This window comes from Thioclava kandeliae (genome assembly GCF_040297545.1).
Lineage (GTDB): Bacteria > Pseudomonadota > Alphaproteobacteria > Rhodobacterales > Rhodobacteraceae > Thioclava > Thioclava kandeliae.
In genome coordinates, this window is record NZ_JAYWLC010000001.1 from 323,099 (window position 1) to 340,555 (window position 17,457).

Annotated in this window: 18 protein-coding genes and 1 tRNA gene; 9 read left to right on the forward strand and 10 right to left on the reverse strand. The window is 62.8% G+C overall.

Going from position 1 to position 17,457, the window contains the following annotated elements:
• Positions 1-15 precede the first annotated feature (15 nt).
• The gene (locus VSX56_RS01560; RefSeq protein WP_350934347.1) at positions 16-1,434 is read left to right on the forward strand and encodes a hypothetical protein; all 1,419 of its coding nucleotides are present in this window, start codon (positions 16-18) and stop codon (positions 1,432-1,434) included.
• Positions 1,435-1,489: 55 nt separating this feature from the next.
• On the opposite strand, the gene proB is transcribed toward VSX56_RS01560, so the two are convergent.
• From proB to VSX56_RS01610, 10 genes are all read right to left on the reverse strand, one after another.
• The gene (proB, locus tag VSX56_RS01565; RefSeq protein WP_339114491.1) at positions 1,490-2,587 is read right to left on the reverse strand and encodes a glutamate 5-kinase; all 1,098 of its coding nucleotides are present in this window, start codon (positions 2,585-2,587) and stop codon (positions 1,490-1,492) included.
• A gap of 32 nt (positions 2,588-2,619) precedes the next feature.
• Positions 2,620-3,651: a GTPase ObgE gene (obgE, locus tag VSX56_RS01570; RefSeq protein WP_350934349.1), complete on the reverse strand. Its 1,032-nt coding sequence runs from the start codon at positions 3,649-3,651 to the stop codon at positions 2,620-2,622.
• A gap of 133 nt (positions 3,652-3,784) precedes the next feature.
• A complete protein-coding gene (locus VSX56_RS01575; RefSeq protein ID WP_350934351.1) occupies positions 3,785-4,813 on the reverse strand; it encodes a GNAT family N-acetyltransferase in 1,029 nt (342 codons plus the stop codon).
• Between the two features lie 27 nt (positions 4,814-4,840).
• The gene (locus VSX56_RS01580; protein WP_339112218.1) at positions 4,841-5,380 is read right to left on the reverse strand and encodes a GNAT family N-acetyltransferase; all 540 of its coding nucleotides are present in this window, start codon (positions 5,378-5,380) and stop codon (positions 4,841-4,843) included.
• A gap of 231 nt (positions 5,381-5,611) precedes the next feature.
• Positions 5,612-5,881: a 50S ribosomal protein L27 gene (gene rpmA, locus VSX56_RS01585; protein ID WP_339112217.1), complete on the reverse strand. Its 270-nt coding sequence runs from the start codon at positions 5,879-5,881 to the stop codon at positions 5,612-5,614.
• A 19-nt stretch (positions 5,882-5,900) separates the two neighbouring features.
• On the reverse strand, positions 5,901-6,284 hold the full coding sequence (gene rplU, locus VSX56_RS01590; RefSeq protein ID WP_339112216.1) for a 50S ribosomal protein L21: 384 nt from the start codon (positions 6,282-6,284) through the stop codon (positions 5,901-5,903).
• 198 nt (positions 6,285-6,482) lie between these two features.
• A complete protein-coding gene (locus VSX56_RS01595) occupies positions 6,483-7,586 on the reverse strand; it encodes a histidine kinase dimerization/phosphoacceptor domain -containing protein (protein ID WP_339112215.1) in 1,104 nt (367 codons plus the stop codon).
• 152 nt (positions 7,587-7,738) lie between these two features.
• Positions 7,739-9,577 (reverse strand): ABC-F family ATP-binding cassette domain-containing protein, encoded by a 1,839-nt coding sequence (locus tag VSX56_RS01600; protein WP_350934356.1) that lies wholly within the window; start codon positions 9,575-9,577, stop codon positions 7,739-7,741.
• Positions 9,578-9,703: 126 nt separating this feature from the next.
• On the reverse strand, positions 9,704-10,441 hold the full coding sequence (locus VSX56_RS01605) for a GNAT family N-acetyltransferase (RefSeq protein WP_350934358.1): 738 nt from the start codon (positions 10,439-10,441) through the stop codon (positions 9,704-9,706).
• 198 nt (positions 10,442-10,639) lie between these two features.
• A complete protein-coding gene (locus VSX56_RS01610; protein WP_339112212.1) occupies positions 10,640-11,119 on the reverse strand; it encodes an outer membrane protein assembly factor BamE in 480 nt (159 codons plus the stop codon).
• A 231-nt stretch (positions 11,120-11,350) separates the two neighbouring features.
• On the opposite strand from VSX56_RS01610, the gene VSX56_RS01615 reads away from it, so the two are divergent.
• The 8 genes from VSX56_RS01615 (at position 11,351) to VSX56_RS01650 (ending at position 17,451) form a co-directional block, all read left to right on the forward strand.
• Positions 11,351-11,911 (forward strand): YceD family protein, encoded by a 561-nt coding sequence (locus VSX56_RS01615; RefSeq protein WP_339112211.1) that lies wholly within the window; start codon positions 11,351-11,353, stop codon positions 11,909-11,911.
• A 313-nt stretch (positions 11,912-12,224) separates the two neighbouring features.
• Positions 12,225-12,431, forward strand: a complete 207-nt coding sequence (rpmF, locus tag VSX56_RS01620; protein WP_339107683.1) for a 50S ribosomal protein L32 — start codon at positions 12,225-12,227, stop codon at positions 12,429-12,431.
• Positions 12,432-12,581: 150 nt separating this feature from the next.
• A complete protein-coding gene (gene plsX, locus VSX56_RS01625) occupies positions 12,582-13,622 on the forward strand; it encodes a phosphate acyltransferase PlsX (protein ID WP_339114490.1) in 1,041 nt (346 codons plus the stop codon).
• Between the two features lie 4 nt (positions 13,623-13,626).
• Positions 13,627-14,601: a beta-ketoacyl-ACP synthase III gene (locus VSX56_RS01630; protein WP_339112210.1), complete on the forward strand. Its 975-nt coding sequence runs from the start codon at positions 13,627-13,629 to the stop codon at positions 14,599-14,601.
• A gap of 123 nt (positions 14,602-14,724) precedes the next feature.
• On the forward strand, positions 14,725-15,024 hold the full coding sequence (ihfA, locus tag VSX56_RS01635) for an integration host factor subunit alpha (protein ID WP_339112209.1): 300 nt from the start codon (positions 14,725-14,727) through the stop codon (positions 15,022-15,024).
• Positions 15,025-15,114: 90 nt separating this feature from the next.
• Positions 15,115-16,107, forward strand: a complete 993-nt coding sequence (locus tag VSX56_RS01640; RefSeq protein ID WP_350934364.1) for a MerR family transcriptional regulator — start codon at positions 15,115-15,117, stop codon at positions 16,105-16,107.
• 102 nt (positions 16,108-16,209) lie between these two features.
• A tRNA-Pro gene (locus tag VSX56_RS01645) sits at positions 16,210-16,287 on the forward strand.
• A gap of 84 nt (positions 16,288-16,371) precedes the next feature.
• Positions 16,372-17,451 (forward strand): 2'-deoxycytidine 5'-triphosphate deaminase, encoded by a 1,080-nt coding sequence (locus VSX56_RS01650; protein WP_350934366.1) that lies wholly within the window; start codon positions 16,372-16,374, stop codon positions 17,449-17,451.
• The last annotated feature ends 6 nt before the right edge of the window (positions 17,452-17,457 follow it).

A 17,457-nucleotide genomic window follows, 5' to 3' on the forward strand; every position in this document is an offset into this window, starting at 1 on the left:
ATAAGGACCCCGATCATGGCCACCAGCCTCGAACAGCTCAAAGCCACAAAGCTGTTGGACAAAACCATAGGGGTCATGCTCGGGCTGATCATCGTCTTCACCATTCTGTCGAATTGGGACGTGTTTTTCTTTGCCGGGCCTGCCGCCAAAGTGCTGACCGTGCTCTCGGTGCTGGCGCTGGTGCCGAGCGTAAAGGGATCGCGCCGTGTCTTCGTGGTGGTGGCCTTCGCACTGGTGGTCTATGCCTTCGTATTCTACAGCGCGCCTTGGACCGTAATTTCCGAGGGGCTTGCGCGGGCCAGCTTCATCGTTGCCTTTTTCTGCGCATTGGCCACGCTGCGCCACGTCGCGGGCATTTCCGACAAGATCACCCGCGCTGCGGTTTTTCTGGCCAGCCAGCCCCCCGGACGGCGCTATAGCGCGCTCACGCTCGGGGTGCAGGCCTTTGCACCGATGCTGAATTACGGCGCGATCTCGGTTCTGGGCGGGATGTCACGGGCCTCCTCGGACCGCGAGCCCGACCCCGAAATCCGCAAGATCCGCATCCGCCGTATGCTGCAGGCTGTCCATCGTGGTTTTGCCGCGAGCCTGTGCTGGTCGCCACTCGGCTTTGCCATGGTCATCTCCACCTCCATCGTCGATGGCGCCGAGATCAACCATATCATCCTACCCGCACTGGTCTCCTCCGCGATCCTGATCGGGGTGGGCTGGACGATGGACCAGATCTTCAAACCCACCATTCCCGCAGGCCATCACGCCACGCCTCTTTCGGCCACTCTGCCCACCACTGCCCGCGACCTCCTGCCTGTCCTGTGGCTGATCATCCTGATCGCCATTCCGGTGATCGTGCTCGATCTGGTGGCGGGGCTTTCGGCGGCAATGTCGGTGCTGCTGATCATCCCGCTTCTTTCGGCAGGCTGGCTGCTGGTGGGTGCGCCCCCCAAGGAGCGCGGCCACCATTTTGCGCTCCATGCCTGCGAATTCGGCTTTATCGAGCTGCCGTCCTTCCGCAACGAGATCGTGCTTTTGTCGATGGCCGGCTTCATCGGCTCGACCGCAGGCACCATGCTGGCACCGATCGTCGCGGCCAGCGGCCTTGATCTGGCGGCGCTGCCGGTCTGGCTCCTCCTGATCCTGCCGATCCTGCTGATCCCGCTGGGCGGGCAGCTGGGGATGAACCCGATCCTCTTTGTCTCGCTGTTCGGGCCGCTGTTGCCGAGTGCAGCAGAGCTGGGCATCTCGCCCACCGCCATCGTGCTCTCGATCACCGCGGGCTGGGCGCTGTCGGGGGTAACCTCGCCGTTTACCGCCTCGGTCATGCTGGTGGCGCGGCTCGGAGATGTAACCCCGGCTACGGTCAGCTGGCGCTGGAACGGCCTCTATACCGCCACCTGCGCCGTGGCGCTGGCCGTCTGGCTGATGTTCTGGGCCTGACATGACAAAAGGCGCGCGGATCGCTCCACGCGCCTTTTCAATCCGTTGATCCGGTTCAGGTCAGCGAGACCATGTCATCACGATGGATCAGCGCCGCCCGTCCCGGATAGGTCAGGATCTCGGCGATCTCCTGCGACTGGTGGCCCGCAATCGCGCGCGCCTCTTCGGACGTATAGCGGGTCAGACCCTTGGCCACGATCTGCCCGTCAGGCGCGATCACCGTCACCGGCTCGCCACGACCGAACTGCCCCGACACGCGGATCACACCGGCCGGCAGAAGCGATTTGCCCCGTGCAAGCGCCTGCACCGCGCCCTGGTCCACATGGATCTGGCCCTGTGGTTTCATCCCCGAAATCCAGCGTTTGCGCGCGGTTCTCGGGTCGCCCTCGGGCAGGAACCAACTGGTGCGCGCGCCCTCTTCGAGCGCCTTGAGCGGGTGCTGCACGAACCCATCGGCAATCGCCATCGCGCAACCGCCTGCCACCGCCACCTTGGCCGCCAGCAGCTTGGTCTTCATGCCCCCCTTGGAGACGCCGGAGATCGGATCGCCCGCCATCGCCTCGATCTCGGGGGTGATATGCGGCACGATCGGGAAATGCTGCGCCGAGGGGTCGGTTTTCGGATTGGCCGAATAGAGCCCGTCCACATCCGACAGGAGCACCAGCTGATCGGCCCCGATGGTCACCGCGATCGAGGCGGCCAGACGGTCGTTATCGCCGAAGCGGATCTCGTCGGTGGCCACGGTGTCGTTCTCGTTGACGATCGGCACGACACCGAGCCCCAAAAGGGTTTCGAGCGTCGCGCGCGAGTTCAGATAGCGACGGCGATTGGCCGTGTCATCGAGCGTCATCAGCACCTGCGCGGTGGTCACCCCATGCGGCGCCAGCATCTCCTGATAGCCCTGTGCCAGCCGGATCTGGCCTACGGCTGCGGCTGCCTGCGACTGCTCCAGCGCGAGATCGCCCGAGGCAAGCTTCAGGATCCGGCGTCCAAGCGCGATGGAGCCCGAAGACACCAGCACCACATCGGTCCCCTGCCCTCTGAGCCACGCCACATCCTCGGCCAGCGCCTGTAGCCAGGCAGTCCTGAGCCCGGCCTGATCGACCAGAAGGGCCGATCCGATCTTGATCACTACCCGTTTGGCTTGCGACAGGCGCGGTGCCTGCCCTGCCGTGATGCCCGCAGTTAGGGTTGCCACGATCCGCCCTCATCCTCGCCATTGCCGCCGCGGTCTTCCACAATCTGCGCCCAGAGCGCGCGCAGCACCCCCTGAACATTCTGTTGCGCGACGCTCGACATCAGATAGACCTTGCCGCCCACGGCCTCTTCCAGCTCGGCCTTGCGTTCGGCCAAGGTATCCTCATCCAGCGCGTCGATCTTGTTGAGAACGGTCACGCGGGGCTTGTCGAAGAGCGCCTCGGAATAGGCTTCCAGTTCGCCCACGATGGTCTCCCAATCCTCGGCCACCGTCTCGGAGGTGCCATCGACCAGATGCAGCAGCACCGAGCAGCGCTCGACATGGCCCAAGAACTGGTCGCCCAGCCCACGGCCCTCGGAGGCGCCCTCGATCAGACCCGGAATATCGGCCATGACGAATTCGCGCCCATCCACACCCACAACGCCGAGGTTAGGCACGAGCGTCGTGAACGGGTAATCCGCGATTTTCGGGCGGGCATTGGAGACCGTCGCGAGGAAGGTCGATTTGCCCGCATTGGGCATGCCCAGAAGCCCCGCATCCGCGATCAGCTTCAGGCGCAGCCAGATGGTGCGCTCGACGCCTTCCTGACCGGGATTGGCCTTGGAGGGCGAGCGGTTGGTGGAGGATTTGAAGCGCAGGTTGCCCCAGCCGCCATTCCCGCCTTTGGCCAGCAGGATGCGCTGCCCGACCTCGGTCAGATCGGCGATGACGGTTTCCTCGTCTTCCTCGATGATCTCGGTGCCCACCGGAACCTTCAGTACGATATCGTCGCCATCCTTGCCGGTGCGCTGGCTGCCCATGCCGTGCTGACCGGTTTTCGCGAAGAAGTGCTGCTGGTAGCGGAAATCGATGAGCGTGTTCAGCCCCTCAACCGCCTCGACATAGACCGAGCCGCCCTTACCACCATCCCCGCCATCGGGACCGCCGAATTCGATGAATTTTTCGCGCCGGAAGGAGACACAACCGGCACCGCCGCCGCCGGAACGGATATAGACTTTGGCGAGGTCGAGAAATTTCATCGGATAGGTCCCTTCGGGGTTCGGCTTGGATTTGGGGCGTGATGTGGCGTTGATACCAAGCGCGCTGGATACGCTGCCTGCGCGCGCGGATCAAGGTCGGAAGTGGGGGCCAGCCCCCACACCCCCGGGATATTTATGGACAGTGGAAGACCGGATCGGGAGCAGTGTAGCACATTTCCCAATCAGAGGCGGACCGGTCCCGCTGCGCAGATTGGCCGCGACCGGAGCCCGTATGTCGGAAACCCGCCTTTTCGAGAAGGTGGCGGGAGGCGGGGTTATCGGTGAAGACGCGCGCTTGCAATTGGCGAAGCCCCCAGAAGCTTTCGAGCCACGCGATGAAGCTTGCGAGGGCTTCGCCCATCAGGCCCTGCCCCGAATGGGCGGGGTCGAGGAAATAGAAAAGATGCGGGCAGTCCCCGAGGCCGATCCCGATGGAGCCTATGAGCCGTCCCTCTCGCCGCAGCGCCAGACGACAGGGCCGCGCTGCCTGCCAGGCAGCGCGCGCAACGAAGCCTTGCGCCTCGGGAAGCGCCCAGTCGGCAGGAAATATCTGCAACATACGCCCGACCTCCGGCAGGGTGACCAGCCGGTGGAAGGCGCCTGCATCGCTGCTCTTGAGGGGCGTGATCTCCAGACGGTCGGTTATCAGGCGCGGGACGGCGCGTGCCGCCCAATCGCTGCGGGACAGGCGGAGCGGCTGATGCGGACGAAGACTGCCCCATGCGACGCTGAGCCGTTTGTCGGGGGCGCCATCGGGCTGAAAGCCCAGCCGGTGCAGGATGCGGGCCGAGGCTCCATTGCCGATGAAATAACCCGCAGCAAGGTCAAGAACCCGCGGATCTGCGAAATGACGCGCCACCAAAAGATGCGCGGCCTCAAAGACATAGCCATAGCCGCGCGCATGCGGGCTGATCCAGTATCCCAGCTCGCCCACCATACCGATCATGCCGGCAAAGCCTCGCGCATCCTCGATCGCCCAGACCAGATCACTGGTCATACTCCGCTCGAGAAAGGCCATGGCATCGGACATCCGGTAGGGATGCGGCGCACGGCCCAACCAGCGCGTGGTCTCGAAATCCGAAAGACCTGCGACAATATCGGGGGCATCCTCGGGCCGGAAAGCCCGAAGGTTCAGGCGCGAGGTATAAAGGGAACGCGCCATGGTATCCTGGCGCGTCCCGATCATGGGTCAGGCCATTTTCCGCAGATAGGTCCAGGTCGGCACCGAGGCATTACGCGCCACCGACCAGCTTTCGGCATCACCCAGATATTCGAAGCCCGCATTTGTTACGACGCGACCCGAGCCGGGATTGTCCTGGAACACCTCGGCCAGAAGGGTGCGTGCGCCATGCGGATTCGCATCGACGATGGCCTGCACCGCTTCGGAAGCATAGCCCGCATTCCAGAAGCCCGCGCCGAGCCAGAAGCCCACTTCGGATTGCGTCTCGGAGATGCGGGTCAGCGAGACCACGCCCAGCAATTCGCTGGAGCCCTGTGCCGAACCGTCGATGGCCCAGACATCCTCGTCGCCCTGTTTGCCAAGGATCCGCGCGATGAACTGCTCGGAGGCGCCCGGTGGCAGCGGATGCGGAATGGCGCGGGTGCCAGAGGCGACACGTTTGTCCGAAGTATACATGGTCATGAGGCCCGCGTCGGATTTGCGCAGCGGGCGCAGGATGAACCTTCCGGCTTCGATTACAGGTTGGTCAGGGATCGCTTCCTGATACATGTCGTCCTCCGTGATGCCCCTGAGTTTAATCCATTTTCGGGGCGAGAGATGGCAATTAGTATGCCAAGGTAAAAATCATATGAAGACCTTACGTCACCCCGTCGGACAAACCGACTTGCGCAAGAGTATTCGGCAGGTTTTCCCGCATTGCTCCTCCACAATGCAGAAAAGAAAAAGGGGACCGGCAGATGCCGATCCCCTTTCGATGTTCCGTATGACGGAAAGGTCGGCTTACTCGGCCGCCTCCGCAACAGGAAGAACCGAGACGAAGGTGCGGCCCTTGAGGCCCTTCTTGAACTCGATCTTGCCTTCGGCAACGGCGAAGAGGGTGTGGTCTTTGCCCATCATGACGTTCTCGCCGGCCCAGACTTTGGTGCCGCGCTGACGCACGATGATGTTGCCCGGGATAGCTGCCTGACCGCCATAGAGCTTGACGCCAAGACGACGACCTGCGGAATCGCGACCGTTACGGGACGAACCGCCTGCTTTCTTGTGTGCCATGGGTGGTTAACTCCCCTGATTACTTGGTTTCGTGAGCCGCACGACGTGCGACGGCGGTGCCAACAGCTTCTTTGACCGAAGCATCTGCGCCCGAGGCGACGATGTCGGTGACGCGCAGCAGCGTCAGCTTCTGGCGGTGACCACGGGTACGCTGCGAGGAGTGCTTCCGGCGGCGCTTGTGGTAGGTGATGACCTTGTCGGCTTTGATCGAATCGATCACTTCGGCCTGAACGGCTGCACCTTCGACGAAGGGCGCGCCGACGACCAGATTGTCGCCGCCAACCATCAGAATTTCATTGAACTGGACTTTGTCGCCAGCTTCGGCTGCAATCAGTTCCACGCGGAGCACGTCGCCCGCCTGAACCTTGTATTGCTTGCCGCCAGTCTTGAGGACCGCAAACATCGCGTCTTCCTTTACGTTTCCGCGTCCTATGGCCCCTTGCGGAGTTCTTTGGCCGTGAGGCCGCCTTCGGACAGCGCGCCCCTCTCGGAGCGATGACAATGATAAACCCGGCAGACAGAATCATGCCGGGTTGGCGCCTTATGCAAGATCACAGACCGTAAGTCAACCGTAGCGCGACAGAGCGCGCCCGACAGGCGGTCAGACCGGATCGCGGGTCTCGCGCGGCCGGAAGCGGACCGCCACCGCAAAGCCCGCCGCGACCGGCACGATCTCGTAGGTTCCGGCAGCCTGCGCCGCGGAGGCCTCCATGATCTGCAGCCCCAATCCTTTGCGTTTCACGCCCCCCTCCGGCAACCCGACCCCGTCATCGGACAGCTCGAGAGAAGCATCCTCGGGGCCAAGCATACGCAGAACCACACGGATATTGCCGCGACGCCCGTCAGGATAGCCATGTTTGATGGAATTGGCGACGAACTCGTTGACCAGCGTGCCCAAGGCCGCTGATTGCTCGGCCACCACAGCCAGATCGCAGGTTTCGCAGGCGATACTTACGCGGTCGGGCGTCTGCCCTTCAAGATAGCGCGCCACATCCGTCAGATAGACCCCCAGATTGACCGCCGCACCGCTGTCGGAACGATAGAGCTGTTCGTGCAGCATCGCGACCGTCTGGATCCGGCGCTGGATCGCGCGCAAAGCCTCCCGCCCTTCGTCGGAGGCTACGTTACGCGCCTTGATCGACGCCAGCGCCGCCAGCGATTGCAGCGAGTTCTTCACGCGGTGATCCACCTCGCCGCGCAACTCGCGCGCAAGCCGCAGCGTGCGGCGCAATTCCAGCTGGGCCATCACCTGACGCGCCATCACCCGCAGGGTCTGGCGCTGCAGATCGCTCAGCACACGCGGACGGTGATCGAGCGCGCAAAGGCTGCCGATAGCCAGACCGTCCTTGGTGATCAATGGCATCCCCGCATAGAACCGCAGATCGGGATCATCGGTGCACAGACAATTGGTCTGTGTCCGCGGATCTGCCAGCGTATCCTCGATCTCGAGGATGTCGTCCTGCAGCACGGTATAAGCGCAGATCGCCTGCTCGCGCGGCGTCTCGGCAGCTTCCAGCCCGCGTTTTGCCTTGAACCATTGCCGATCCTCTTCCACGAGAGAGATCAGCACCACAGGCACATCACAGACTTCGCGCACGAAATCGACAACTTCCTCGAATTCCGCCTCGAATTCGGTATCGACGATATCATAAGAACGCAGCGCCTTCAGGCGCTCGGCTTCACGCGGGTGCAGCGGGGCTTGCATGGTCGTCTCGTTCACTCACTCGGGGCAAAGGTCACAGGCTCAACAGTTTGTGAAAGCTAGTCGCCGGACCCGCATCTGACAAGGCGACAATTCCCGCCCTGTCATCACTTTTCCGGGCCATGCTCTGTCAGGCTCCCCCGTTTGCGGTCCGTTCAGCCCTGAGCCTTCTCTTCCAGCTCCATCCATTCCTCCTCGGCACTGGACAAGGCCTCCTGCCGCTCGACCAACGCATCGGTGGCTTTCTGGAATTTCACCGGTTCCTTGGCAAAGAGATCGGGCGCCGAGAGAAATTCCTCCAGCTTGGCGATCTCGGCCTCGAGCCGTTCAATGACTTTCGGCAATTCTTCCAGCCGGTGCTTCTCGGTGAAACTCAGCTTGGCCTCCGGTTTCGCGGCGGATACGGCGGCAGACCCGGAGGCGGTCGCAGCTGGCTTGGTCGAGGATGCCGAAGGCTTGGTGCCGGCCTTTTCCTCCGCCGCGGTCAGCGAGCGCTGGTGGCGGTAATCGCTCCAGCCACCGGCATAGACCACCGCACGACCATTGCCCTCCATCGCGATCGTGGTCGAGGCCACCCGGTCGATGAAATCACGATCGTGGCTCACCAGCAAAACGGTGCCGTCATAATCGCCCAGAATATCCTGCAGAAGATCAAGCGTCTCCACATCGAGATCGTTGGTCGGCTCGTCGAGCACCAGCACATTCGAGGCCTTGGCCATAATCCGTGCCAGCAAAAGCCGCGCCCGCTCGCCGCCCGAAAGCGATTTGATCGGCGCGCGCGCCTGGGCCTCGTCAAAGAGGAAGTCCTTGAGATAGGCCACCACATGTTTGGGTGTGCCGCGCACCATCACCTGATCCGATGCCCCGCGCACCGCCATATCGGGGTCATTCACCAGCCCCTCCCACAGCGTCTGCTCGGGATCGAGCGCCGCACGGGTCTGGTCGAAAATCGCGATCTCCAGATTGGTGCCCAGCGCGATCGTGCCGGCATCAGGCTCAAGCTGCCCCATCAGCATTTTCAGAAGCGTGGTCTTGCCCACCCCGTTCGGGCCGACAAAGGCGATCCGGTCGCCACGCAGCACCCGCAGGTCGAAATCCTCCACGATGGTCTTGCCGCCAAAGACCTTGGTCAGGCCCTTGGCCTCGATCACGCGCTTGCCCGAGGCCTTGCCCGAATCGATCTCCATCGCGGCCACGCCCTGCCGCTTGATCTGGCTCGAGCGCTCGGCGCGCATATCCTGCAATGCCCGAAGACGCCCCTGATTGCGCTTGCGCCGTGCGGAAATCCCCTCCACGGCCCATTTCGCCTCGACCTTGATCTTCTTGTCCAGCTTGGCACGTGCCTCGTCCTCGGCCGCCCAAACCTCTTCGCGCCATTCCTCGAAATGCTCGAAGCCGCGCTCCAGGCGCCGCACTTTCCCGCGATCGATCCACAGGGTCGCCCGCGTCAGCGCCTTCAGGAAGGCCCGGTCATGCGAGATTACCACATAAGCGGCTCTGGTGGATTTCAGCTCCTCTTCCAGCCAGCCGATCGCCTCGATATCAAGATGGTTGGTCGGCTCGTCCAGAAGCATCAACTCGGGCGCCTCGGCCAACAGTTTCGCCAGAGCGGCACGGCGGCGCTCGCCGCCAGAGGCCGTCTCGGGCGAGGCCTCCATGTTCAGCTTCAGCCCCTCGGCCACCATTTCGACCCGGTAACTCTCGGCCGGATCGAGCCCCGAGGCCGCATATTCGCCCAATGTCGCATAGCCCGACAGATCGGGCTCCTGCTCCATATAGCCGACCGAGATCCCCGGCGGGATCACCACATCGCCATGATCGGCTTCGACAAGCTTCGCCATGACCTTCATGAGCGTCGACTTGCCGGTGCCGTTGCGGCCCACAAGCGCCACACGGTCGCCCTGCTGGACAACAAGATCGAGACCGTCGAACACGGGATCGCCGCCATGGGCCAGCGAAATATCGGAAAGCTGTAAAATAGGTGCACGTGCCATAAGGCGCAGCTAATCACGCGTCGCGCAAAGGTCAATCACCCTTCGCACGGCGGCCCTCTTCCAATGTCCATAAATATCCCGGGGTGAATTGGGGCAAAGCCCCAAGAGGGGCAGCGCCCCTCCCCCTCAGCCCGCCACAGCCCGCAAGGCCCGGGCACGGGCTGCCGGAATGGCCGCGATCTCGAGACCGGTAAACACATGCAGCGTGCCCAGATCGGGATCGATCACCGCATGATCGGACACCCATCCCCCCATCGCCAGATAGCTGCGCAGCAGCGCCGGCATGCGCAGCAGGGCCTGTTTCCGGTCCCCTGCCACACCCGAGAGCGCGCGGGCATAGGGCACCACTGCACCAGCCTTGACCTGCGGCAGCCAGCGCGCCGGCGCCAGATACCCCTGCGCCAGATGCGCGAGACTATCGGCATGGGCGCGCCAGTCGGTCCCCTTGAACGACGAGCATCCAAACAGCATCCCCACCTGCGCCTCGTCCACAAAATGGGTAACCGCCCCCCATGCCACACGCAGGATATCGGCGTCATGATGCTCGGGATGGATACAGAACCGCCCCATCTCGACCATCGGCGCAGGATAGGCCCGCAAAGGATCCAGCCCGTAGAACTGCGCCGAATAACTCCGCCCGATCTGCGCGCCGGAGGCGAGCTGCAAAAGCCGCAGACAGCACACAAGCTGCCCCGAGCCGCTCTCCTCGATCATCACATGCTGGCAGATCGCATCATAGGCATCGGCATCCACCGCCCCTGCCCCCCGGAAACACAGCCCCCTGAGCGCCTGCACAGCCGCCAGATCCTCCGCCGAGCCTGCCAGCCGCGCCAGATAGCGCCCCCTCATCAGCGAATAGCTCATCCATGCCTCCGATACCGCCTCACGGCCCTGACCGTCCTGCGTCCATACTACTCCAAGACTAGCTTTCGCGCGTGAAGAAAACGCGTCATATACCCCGCCACTCCGCCCCGCGTCGCTTTTCGCGCCACACTACAGGCGAAAATGCAAAACGCGCCGCAGATGCGACGCGTTTCGTAAAACCCGCAACCGGAGAGCAGATCAGTTGCTCGGGCTATTATCCCCGAGGAGCGACCCCGCATCCATGCGGCCCACCGAGCCCAGAAGCTGGCGGATCAGGCCGATGCCCTTCACATTCGCTTCGGTCACACGATGGGTCGGCGAGACCACATGACCGTCTTTGAGCGAGTAGCGCTCGATATCGGAAACAACGCCCGACTGGGTGAAGCTGACAGCCAGCACCTGACGGTCGATCTCTTTCGACGCGCTCCAGCCCATCCGCTTCCAGCGCGAGCCCACATAATACCAGTCGGATCCTTCCAGCACGCCCGAAGAGCTGGGACGCCCGACAAGTGTATCGAGCTCTTCCTTGGTCGTCTGGCCGACTTTCACCTGCGACAGGTCCTCGTCGGTCGGCACATAGCCGTGATTGCGATAGATAGGCGAACACGCGCCAAGCCCGATCACTGCACAAAGGGCTGCCCCCTGTATCAGGCGGCGCGGTGCGAAACCAATGCTCACTGTATCCCCCTTGCCTCGCGGCCATTGGCCTTTTATCTCGATTACAATACCTGCACACGGCCCTCAAGACCGTAACCGCAAGGTTATAGGATGCTTGGTGCCGGAAATTGCCGGAGAAAACAACCCGCCTTTGCGGCGCTCGGGGGGCGTTCCCTCCGCCGCACACGGCCGATAACAGACCCGAAAGGCCGCCCGACCCTGCCGGACAGCCCCCATAGAAGGACACGCGTCATGACAGACGGCACGCCACTCGAAATGCCTTGGTCCCATCCGGTGACGGTAAAAGACCTTAATGCACGCAAGCCCCTGCGCTTCGAAATCTCGCCGGACAAGGCGCAGCGCAAGGCCATCGCCGACTGGGCGGATATCGTCTCGGTCGGGACGCTGATGTTCAAGGGCGAGCTTGCTCCCGCCGGCAAGCATGATTTCATCCTGACCGGCAAACTGATCGCCCAGATCACGCAATCTTGCGTCATCACGCTCGAGCCGGTGCCGGGCGAGGTGCGGGAATCGGTCAGCCGCCGCTACCTGCGTGACTGGGTCGAACCCACGGCAGAAGAATCGGAGATCCCCGAGGATGACAGTGCCGAAGCCCTGCCTGCTGTGATCGATCTGGCGCATGTGGCCCTCGAGGCCTTCGAGCTGGGCCTGCCGCTCTATCCGCGCAAGGAAGGTGTGGAACTGGGCGAGACCGTCGTTACCAAGCCCGGCGAGGCACCTTTACGCGACGCGGATCTCAAACCTTTCGCAAACCTGAAGGCTTTGATGGACAAAAAGGGCGGAAACGCGTAAGCGGGCGGTGAACGCGCGAATCCCGGCCCTTCCACAAGGCCGAACGGCAGGGGCCAAGCCCCCGAAGGACGGAACATCGCACGATCATTCTGCCCTCTCTATGGGCAGGCCGGACCTTGCCGCGAATTTTCTGCGTCACCGCCTCAATAAAGGGCTTGCACGCTGGGAAAATCGCAGTATGTTCCCGGCCTCATTCGAGTTTTGGGTTCACACCAGAGTCGTCCCTTGTGGAGACCCCGTGAAACCTAGGAAAATCAAGGCCATATGGCCAATCACCGCGGGCGATGCGCCCCCTAACATCCGAGGTTGAGACATGGCTGTCCCTCAGAATAAAGTCACGCGCTCCCGCCGCAACATGCGCCGCGCGCATGACGCACTTGTCGCTGCAAATCCGGCTGAATGCCCGAACTGCGGCGAGCTGAAGCGCCCGCACCACGTTTGTGGCGCTTGCGGCCACTACGACGACCGTGAAGTCGTCGCAGCTGCTGACGAAGTCGATCTTGACGACGACGCGGCATAAGCCGCGTTGCCCGACGATACAGCTATCGGCATGCTTAACCGGCAAGACCAGTCGCTGGACGCAGGGCAGGATACGACTGCTGTGACGCAGGGTCGCGATGCGACCGCAGCGCCGGAGCAATCCGGCGCTATCGTCATTTCTGTCGACGCGATGGGGGGCGATCATGGCCCCTCTGTCGTGGTCGACGGTATCGCGCGCGCCGCGAAGAAGTCTCCTGATCTGCGCTTCCTGCTCAATGGCCCCGAAGCGGAGCTTCGCAGCCTCGTTGCGGCACGCGGTCTGGAGAATATTGTGACCATCCGCCACGCGAAAGACGTGGTGCGGATGGAGGACAAGCCTTCCCAGGTCATGCGTAATGGCAAGGACAGCTCCATGTGGGCCTCCGTCGATGCCGTGCGCGAGAAATCTGCACAGGTTGCCGTGAGCTGCGGCAATACCGGCGCGCTGATGGCGCTGTCGATGTTGCGTCTGCGCAAACTCCCGGGGGTCAACCGTCCGGCCATCGCAAGCTTCTGGCCCTCGCAGAATACGGCGGGCTGGTGCGTCATGCTCGATATGGGCGCCGACATCAAAGCCGATGCGCCCGACCTTCTGACCTATGCGCTGATGGGCAGCTCCTATTGCCGCAACGCGCTCAATATCGAGCGTCCGCGTGTGGGCCTGCTGAATGTCGGCACCGAGGAACATAAGGGCCGCGCCGAGATCCGCGAGGCCTATGGCCTGTGCCGTGATGCCCAAGAGCGCGGTGATTTCGAATTCGTAGGCTTTGTTGAGGGCAGTGATCTGTCGTCGAACAAGGCTGACGTGATCGTGACCGACGGGTTTACCGGCAATATCGCCCTGAAAACCGGCGAGGGCACCGCCAAGCTTGCGGGGCGTCTTCTGAAGGAGGCGCTGACCTCTTCAGTGATGTCCAAACTCGGCGCGATGCTTGCCATGAAATCGCTCAAACGCCTGTCCGAAAGGATCGATCCACGTCGTGCCAATGGCGGGGTCTTCCTCGGCCTGAACGGCACAGTGGTGAAATCGCATGGCTCGGCCGATGCGCTGGGGGTGGCAGCCGCCATCGATCTGGCGGCACGTCTGGCCGCTTCGGGCTTTGCTGAAAGACTCGCGGCGCGGGTTGCAAGTGACCTCCCCCTTGGGCAGGATGCCGCAACTACCGACGCTGCCACTTATAAAAACGAGTAACCCTATGACGATCAGAGCCGTGGTCCGTGGTGTCGGGCATTACCTGCCCGAACGCATTGTTGAGAATGCAGAATTCGAGGCCACGCTCGAGACGTCCGATGAATGGATCCGCTCGCGGACTGGCATCGAGCGGCGCCATTTCGCCGCCGAAGGGGAAACCACCTCGCAACTGGCGGTCAAGGCCGCCGAGGCCGCGCTGAAAAGTGCCGGGATGGAAGCCAACGAGATCGATGCGATCGTCGTGGCAACATCCACTCCCGATTTCACCTTCCCTTCTGTTGCCACCATGGTGCAGGCCGGTCTCGGTTCGACCAACGGCTTTGCCTATGATGTGCAGGCTGTCTGCGCAGGCTTCATCTTCGCGCTGACCAATGCCAATGGGCTGATCGTGTCGGGTCAGGCCGAGCGCGTGCTGGTGATCGGCGCCGAGACCTTCTCGCGGATCATGGATTGGGAAGACCGTTCTACCTGCGTGCTCTTTGGAGATGGCGCGGGCGCGCTGATCCTCGAAGCCGCCGATGGCACCGGCACCTCCGATGACCGCGGCATCCTCGCCTCGGATCTGCATTCGGACGGGCGCTACCGCGAACTCCTTTATGTCGATGGCGGTGTGTCGAGCACCGGCCAGTCGGGCCATCTGCGCATGCAGGGCAATCAGGTCTTCCGCCATGCGGTGACCAAGCTCGCCCAGACCGCGCATACCGCCTTGGGCAAGCTGGGCATGACCGGTGAGAATGTCGACTGGATCGTGCCGCATCAGGCCAATGCCCGGATCATCTCGGCCACCGCCGAGAAGATGGGCGTGCCGATGGAGCGCGTGATCGTCACCGTGCAGGACCATGGCAACACCTCGGCTGCCTCGATCCCACTGGCCCTCTCGGTCGGTGCCTCCGAGGGCAAGCTGAAGACCGGCGATGTGGTCGTGGTCGAGGCGATCGGTGGTGGATTGGCATGGGGTTCGGCCGTCCTTCGCTGGTAATCGGGCGGATTTTGCGGGACAATTGCGCGAAATATCGCAATAATCCCTGCCAAGCCACTGGCGATATTGACTTTGCTGGCTGACATGCCCATCCTTGAATGAAAATTCTCTTCAGGGGGCACCATGTCCAAGACACTGACGCGTATGGATCTCAGCGAGGCCGTCTTCCGTGAAGTCGGTCTCTCCCGCAATGAATCGGCCCAGCTGGTCGAAGATGTGCTGCAGCATGTCTCCGATGCGCTCGTCGCGGGCGAAACCGTGAAGATCTCCTCTTTCGGCACCTTCTCGATCCGCGACAAGGCCTCGCGTATGGGTCGCAATCCCAAGACCGGCGAGGAAGTTCCGATCAGCCCGCGCCGCGTGCTCAGCTTCCGCCCCTCGCATCTGATGAAGGATCGCGTGGCCGAAGGTAACTCGAAATAATCCATAACCGATGATCAGCGCCCCGCAAGGGGCGCATCATGCTATATAGGCCCGGGAATATCCGATTTTCGGGAAAGGAATTCACAAGTCATGGCAAAATCTGCCGATGCCTTCCGGACGATCTCCGAGACCTCCGAGATTGTGGGCGTGCCCTCGCATGTCCTGCGCTTCTGGGAGGGGAAATTCCCGCAAATCAAGCCGACCAAGCGCGCGGGCAACCGCCGCTATTATCGTCCGGACGACATTGCCCTGCTCTGTGGTATCCGCCAGCTTCTCCACGAGGACGGTCTGACCATCCGCGGCGCGCAGAAAGTGCTGAAGGAACAGGGCATCCGGCATGTGAGCGATTTGGGTCGGGAACGGCTTGAGGTGGCAGAGCCGCTGATGGAGCCGTCCGAAAACCTCTTGGCAGAGCGCGAGGCCACAGAGGCCGATGCGGTTTCCGACAGCATGCCGGTGCTGTCCGCAGACGATGAAGTGCCACAAACTGCTCCGGTCGAAGACGGCGCCCCGCATCAGCCCCATAGTTTCCTGCCGGAATTTGACCCCCTTCCCGGCGAAGAGGTCATGGACAGCGTCCCCGAAGACACGGCCGAAGCCGCCCCTGGGATGCACGACGCCGACTCCCCTTCAGACCTGCCGCCAAGCTTTGACGATGTCTGGGCGCAGACACCGCTTTTCGACGATGAGCCGGAGGAGGAAGACTTCTCCCCGCTGATCGAGGACGAGACCGACGCGCCGGAAACAGAAGCCGCTGCCGGGGACGACGCCGCGCGGGGAGCGGAAACAGCCCCGGTCGAAGCCTCAGTCGATGCGCCTGTGCCGCAGGCAGAGGCCGTGGTGCCGCCCGCCCCCCGCCCGAGCCCCGAGCAGAGCGCCGCAGCCCTTGCCGAGATCTCGGCGCCGCAGGCCAGCGCCGAGGAACCCGACCATCTGCCGCCCACCCGAATCTCGGTGGTCGTCGCGCGAATCTCCACGATCCGCCCCGAGCAGATGACGCGCACCGAACAGGTTGCCCTGCGCCGCGCCGCCGACAAACTGCATGCGCTGCGCCGTGAACTGTCGCGCGAAATCCGTCCCTGACGTGTTTTTAGGGGGCGCGGGAAAGCAGATGAAAAAAGACGAAAAAATCTTCGTTTTCGCTCTTGCACCCCGCGCCGCTTTCCCTCTATATGCGCCTCATGTCGGGCCATGGCGCAGCCTGGTTAGCGCGTCCGTCTGGGGGACGGAAGGCCGTGAGTTCGAATCTCGCTGGCCCGACCATCAGAACAGCCCACCCTTCGGGGTGGGCTTTCCTGTATCTAACCGACAGTTTTCGAAAGACATTTCCCGAAGGAGATCCGCCCCGTGACGATTGGTGTTCTTTCCGACAGCGCCATCGAGGCGATGATCTCCAAGGGCGAGATCTCCGCCGATATTGCGGTAACTCCCGAGCAGATACAGCCTGCCAGCCTCGACCTACGGCTGGGCCTTGTGGCCTATCGGGTGCGCGCCTCCTTCCTTGCGGGACGTGGCATCTGTGTGACCGACAAACTTGCCGATTTCGAGATGCACCGGATGGATCTCTCCAATGGGGCGGTGCTCGAAAAGGGGTGTGTCTATCTTGTGCCTTTGATGGAATCGCTTGCGCTGCCGCAGGGCATCAGCGCGGTGGCTAATGCCAAATCCTCCACCGGTCGTCTGGATCTGCTGACCCGCGTCATCACCGATCACGGCACCGAATTCGACCGTATCCCCGAAGGCTATAGCGGCCCGCTTTTTGCCGAGATCTGCCCGCGCAGTTTTTCGGTTCTGGTGCGACCGGGAATGCGGCTTAATCAGATCCGTTTCTCGGGCGGTCAGGCGGCGCTCTCGGATGACGAGCTGCGCGCCCTGCATATGCTGGAGCCGCTTGTCAGCGGTCAGGCGGTGATTGACCACGGTCTGGGCTTTTCGGTCGATCTACGCCCCGAGACGGGCGATCTGGTGGGCTACCGCGCCAAACCCCATACCGGCGTGATCGATCTGGACCGGATCGGTGAATACAATCCGACCGAGTTCTGGGAAGAGCTGCGCACGACCGAGGGCCGGATCATCCTCGATCCCGGCGCGTTCTATATCCTTGTCTCGCGTGAGGCGGTGACCATTCCGCCCGATTTCGCGGCCGAGATGGCACCCTATCTGGCGATGGTGGGCGAATTCCGCGTGCATTACGCGGGCTTCTTCGATCCGGGATTCGGGCATGGGGCGGCGGGTGGCCAAGGCTCGCGCGGCGTGCTGGAAGTGCGCTGTCACGAGGCGCCCTTCGTTCTGGAACATGGCCAGATCGTGGGCCGGCTGGTCTACGAGCACATGGCGGAGCGCCCCAAGCGTCTCTATGGCGCCGACCTCAAGTCGAACTATCAGGGACAGGGCCTGAAGCTCGCCAAACATTTCCGGGCGAGCTGAGCAGCC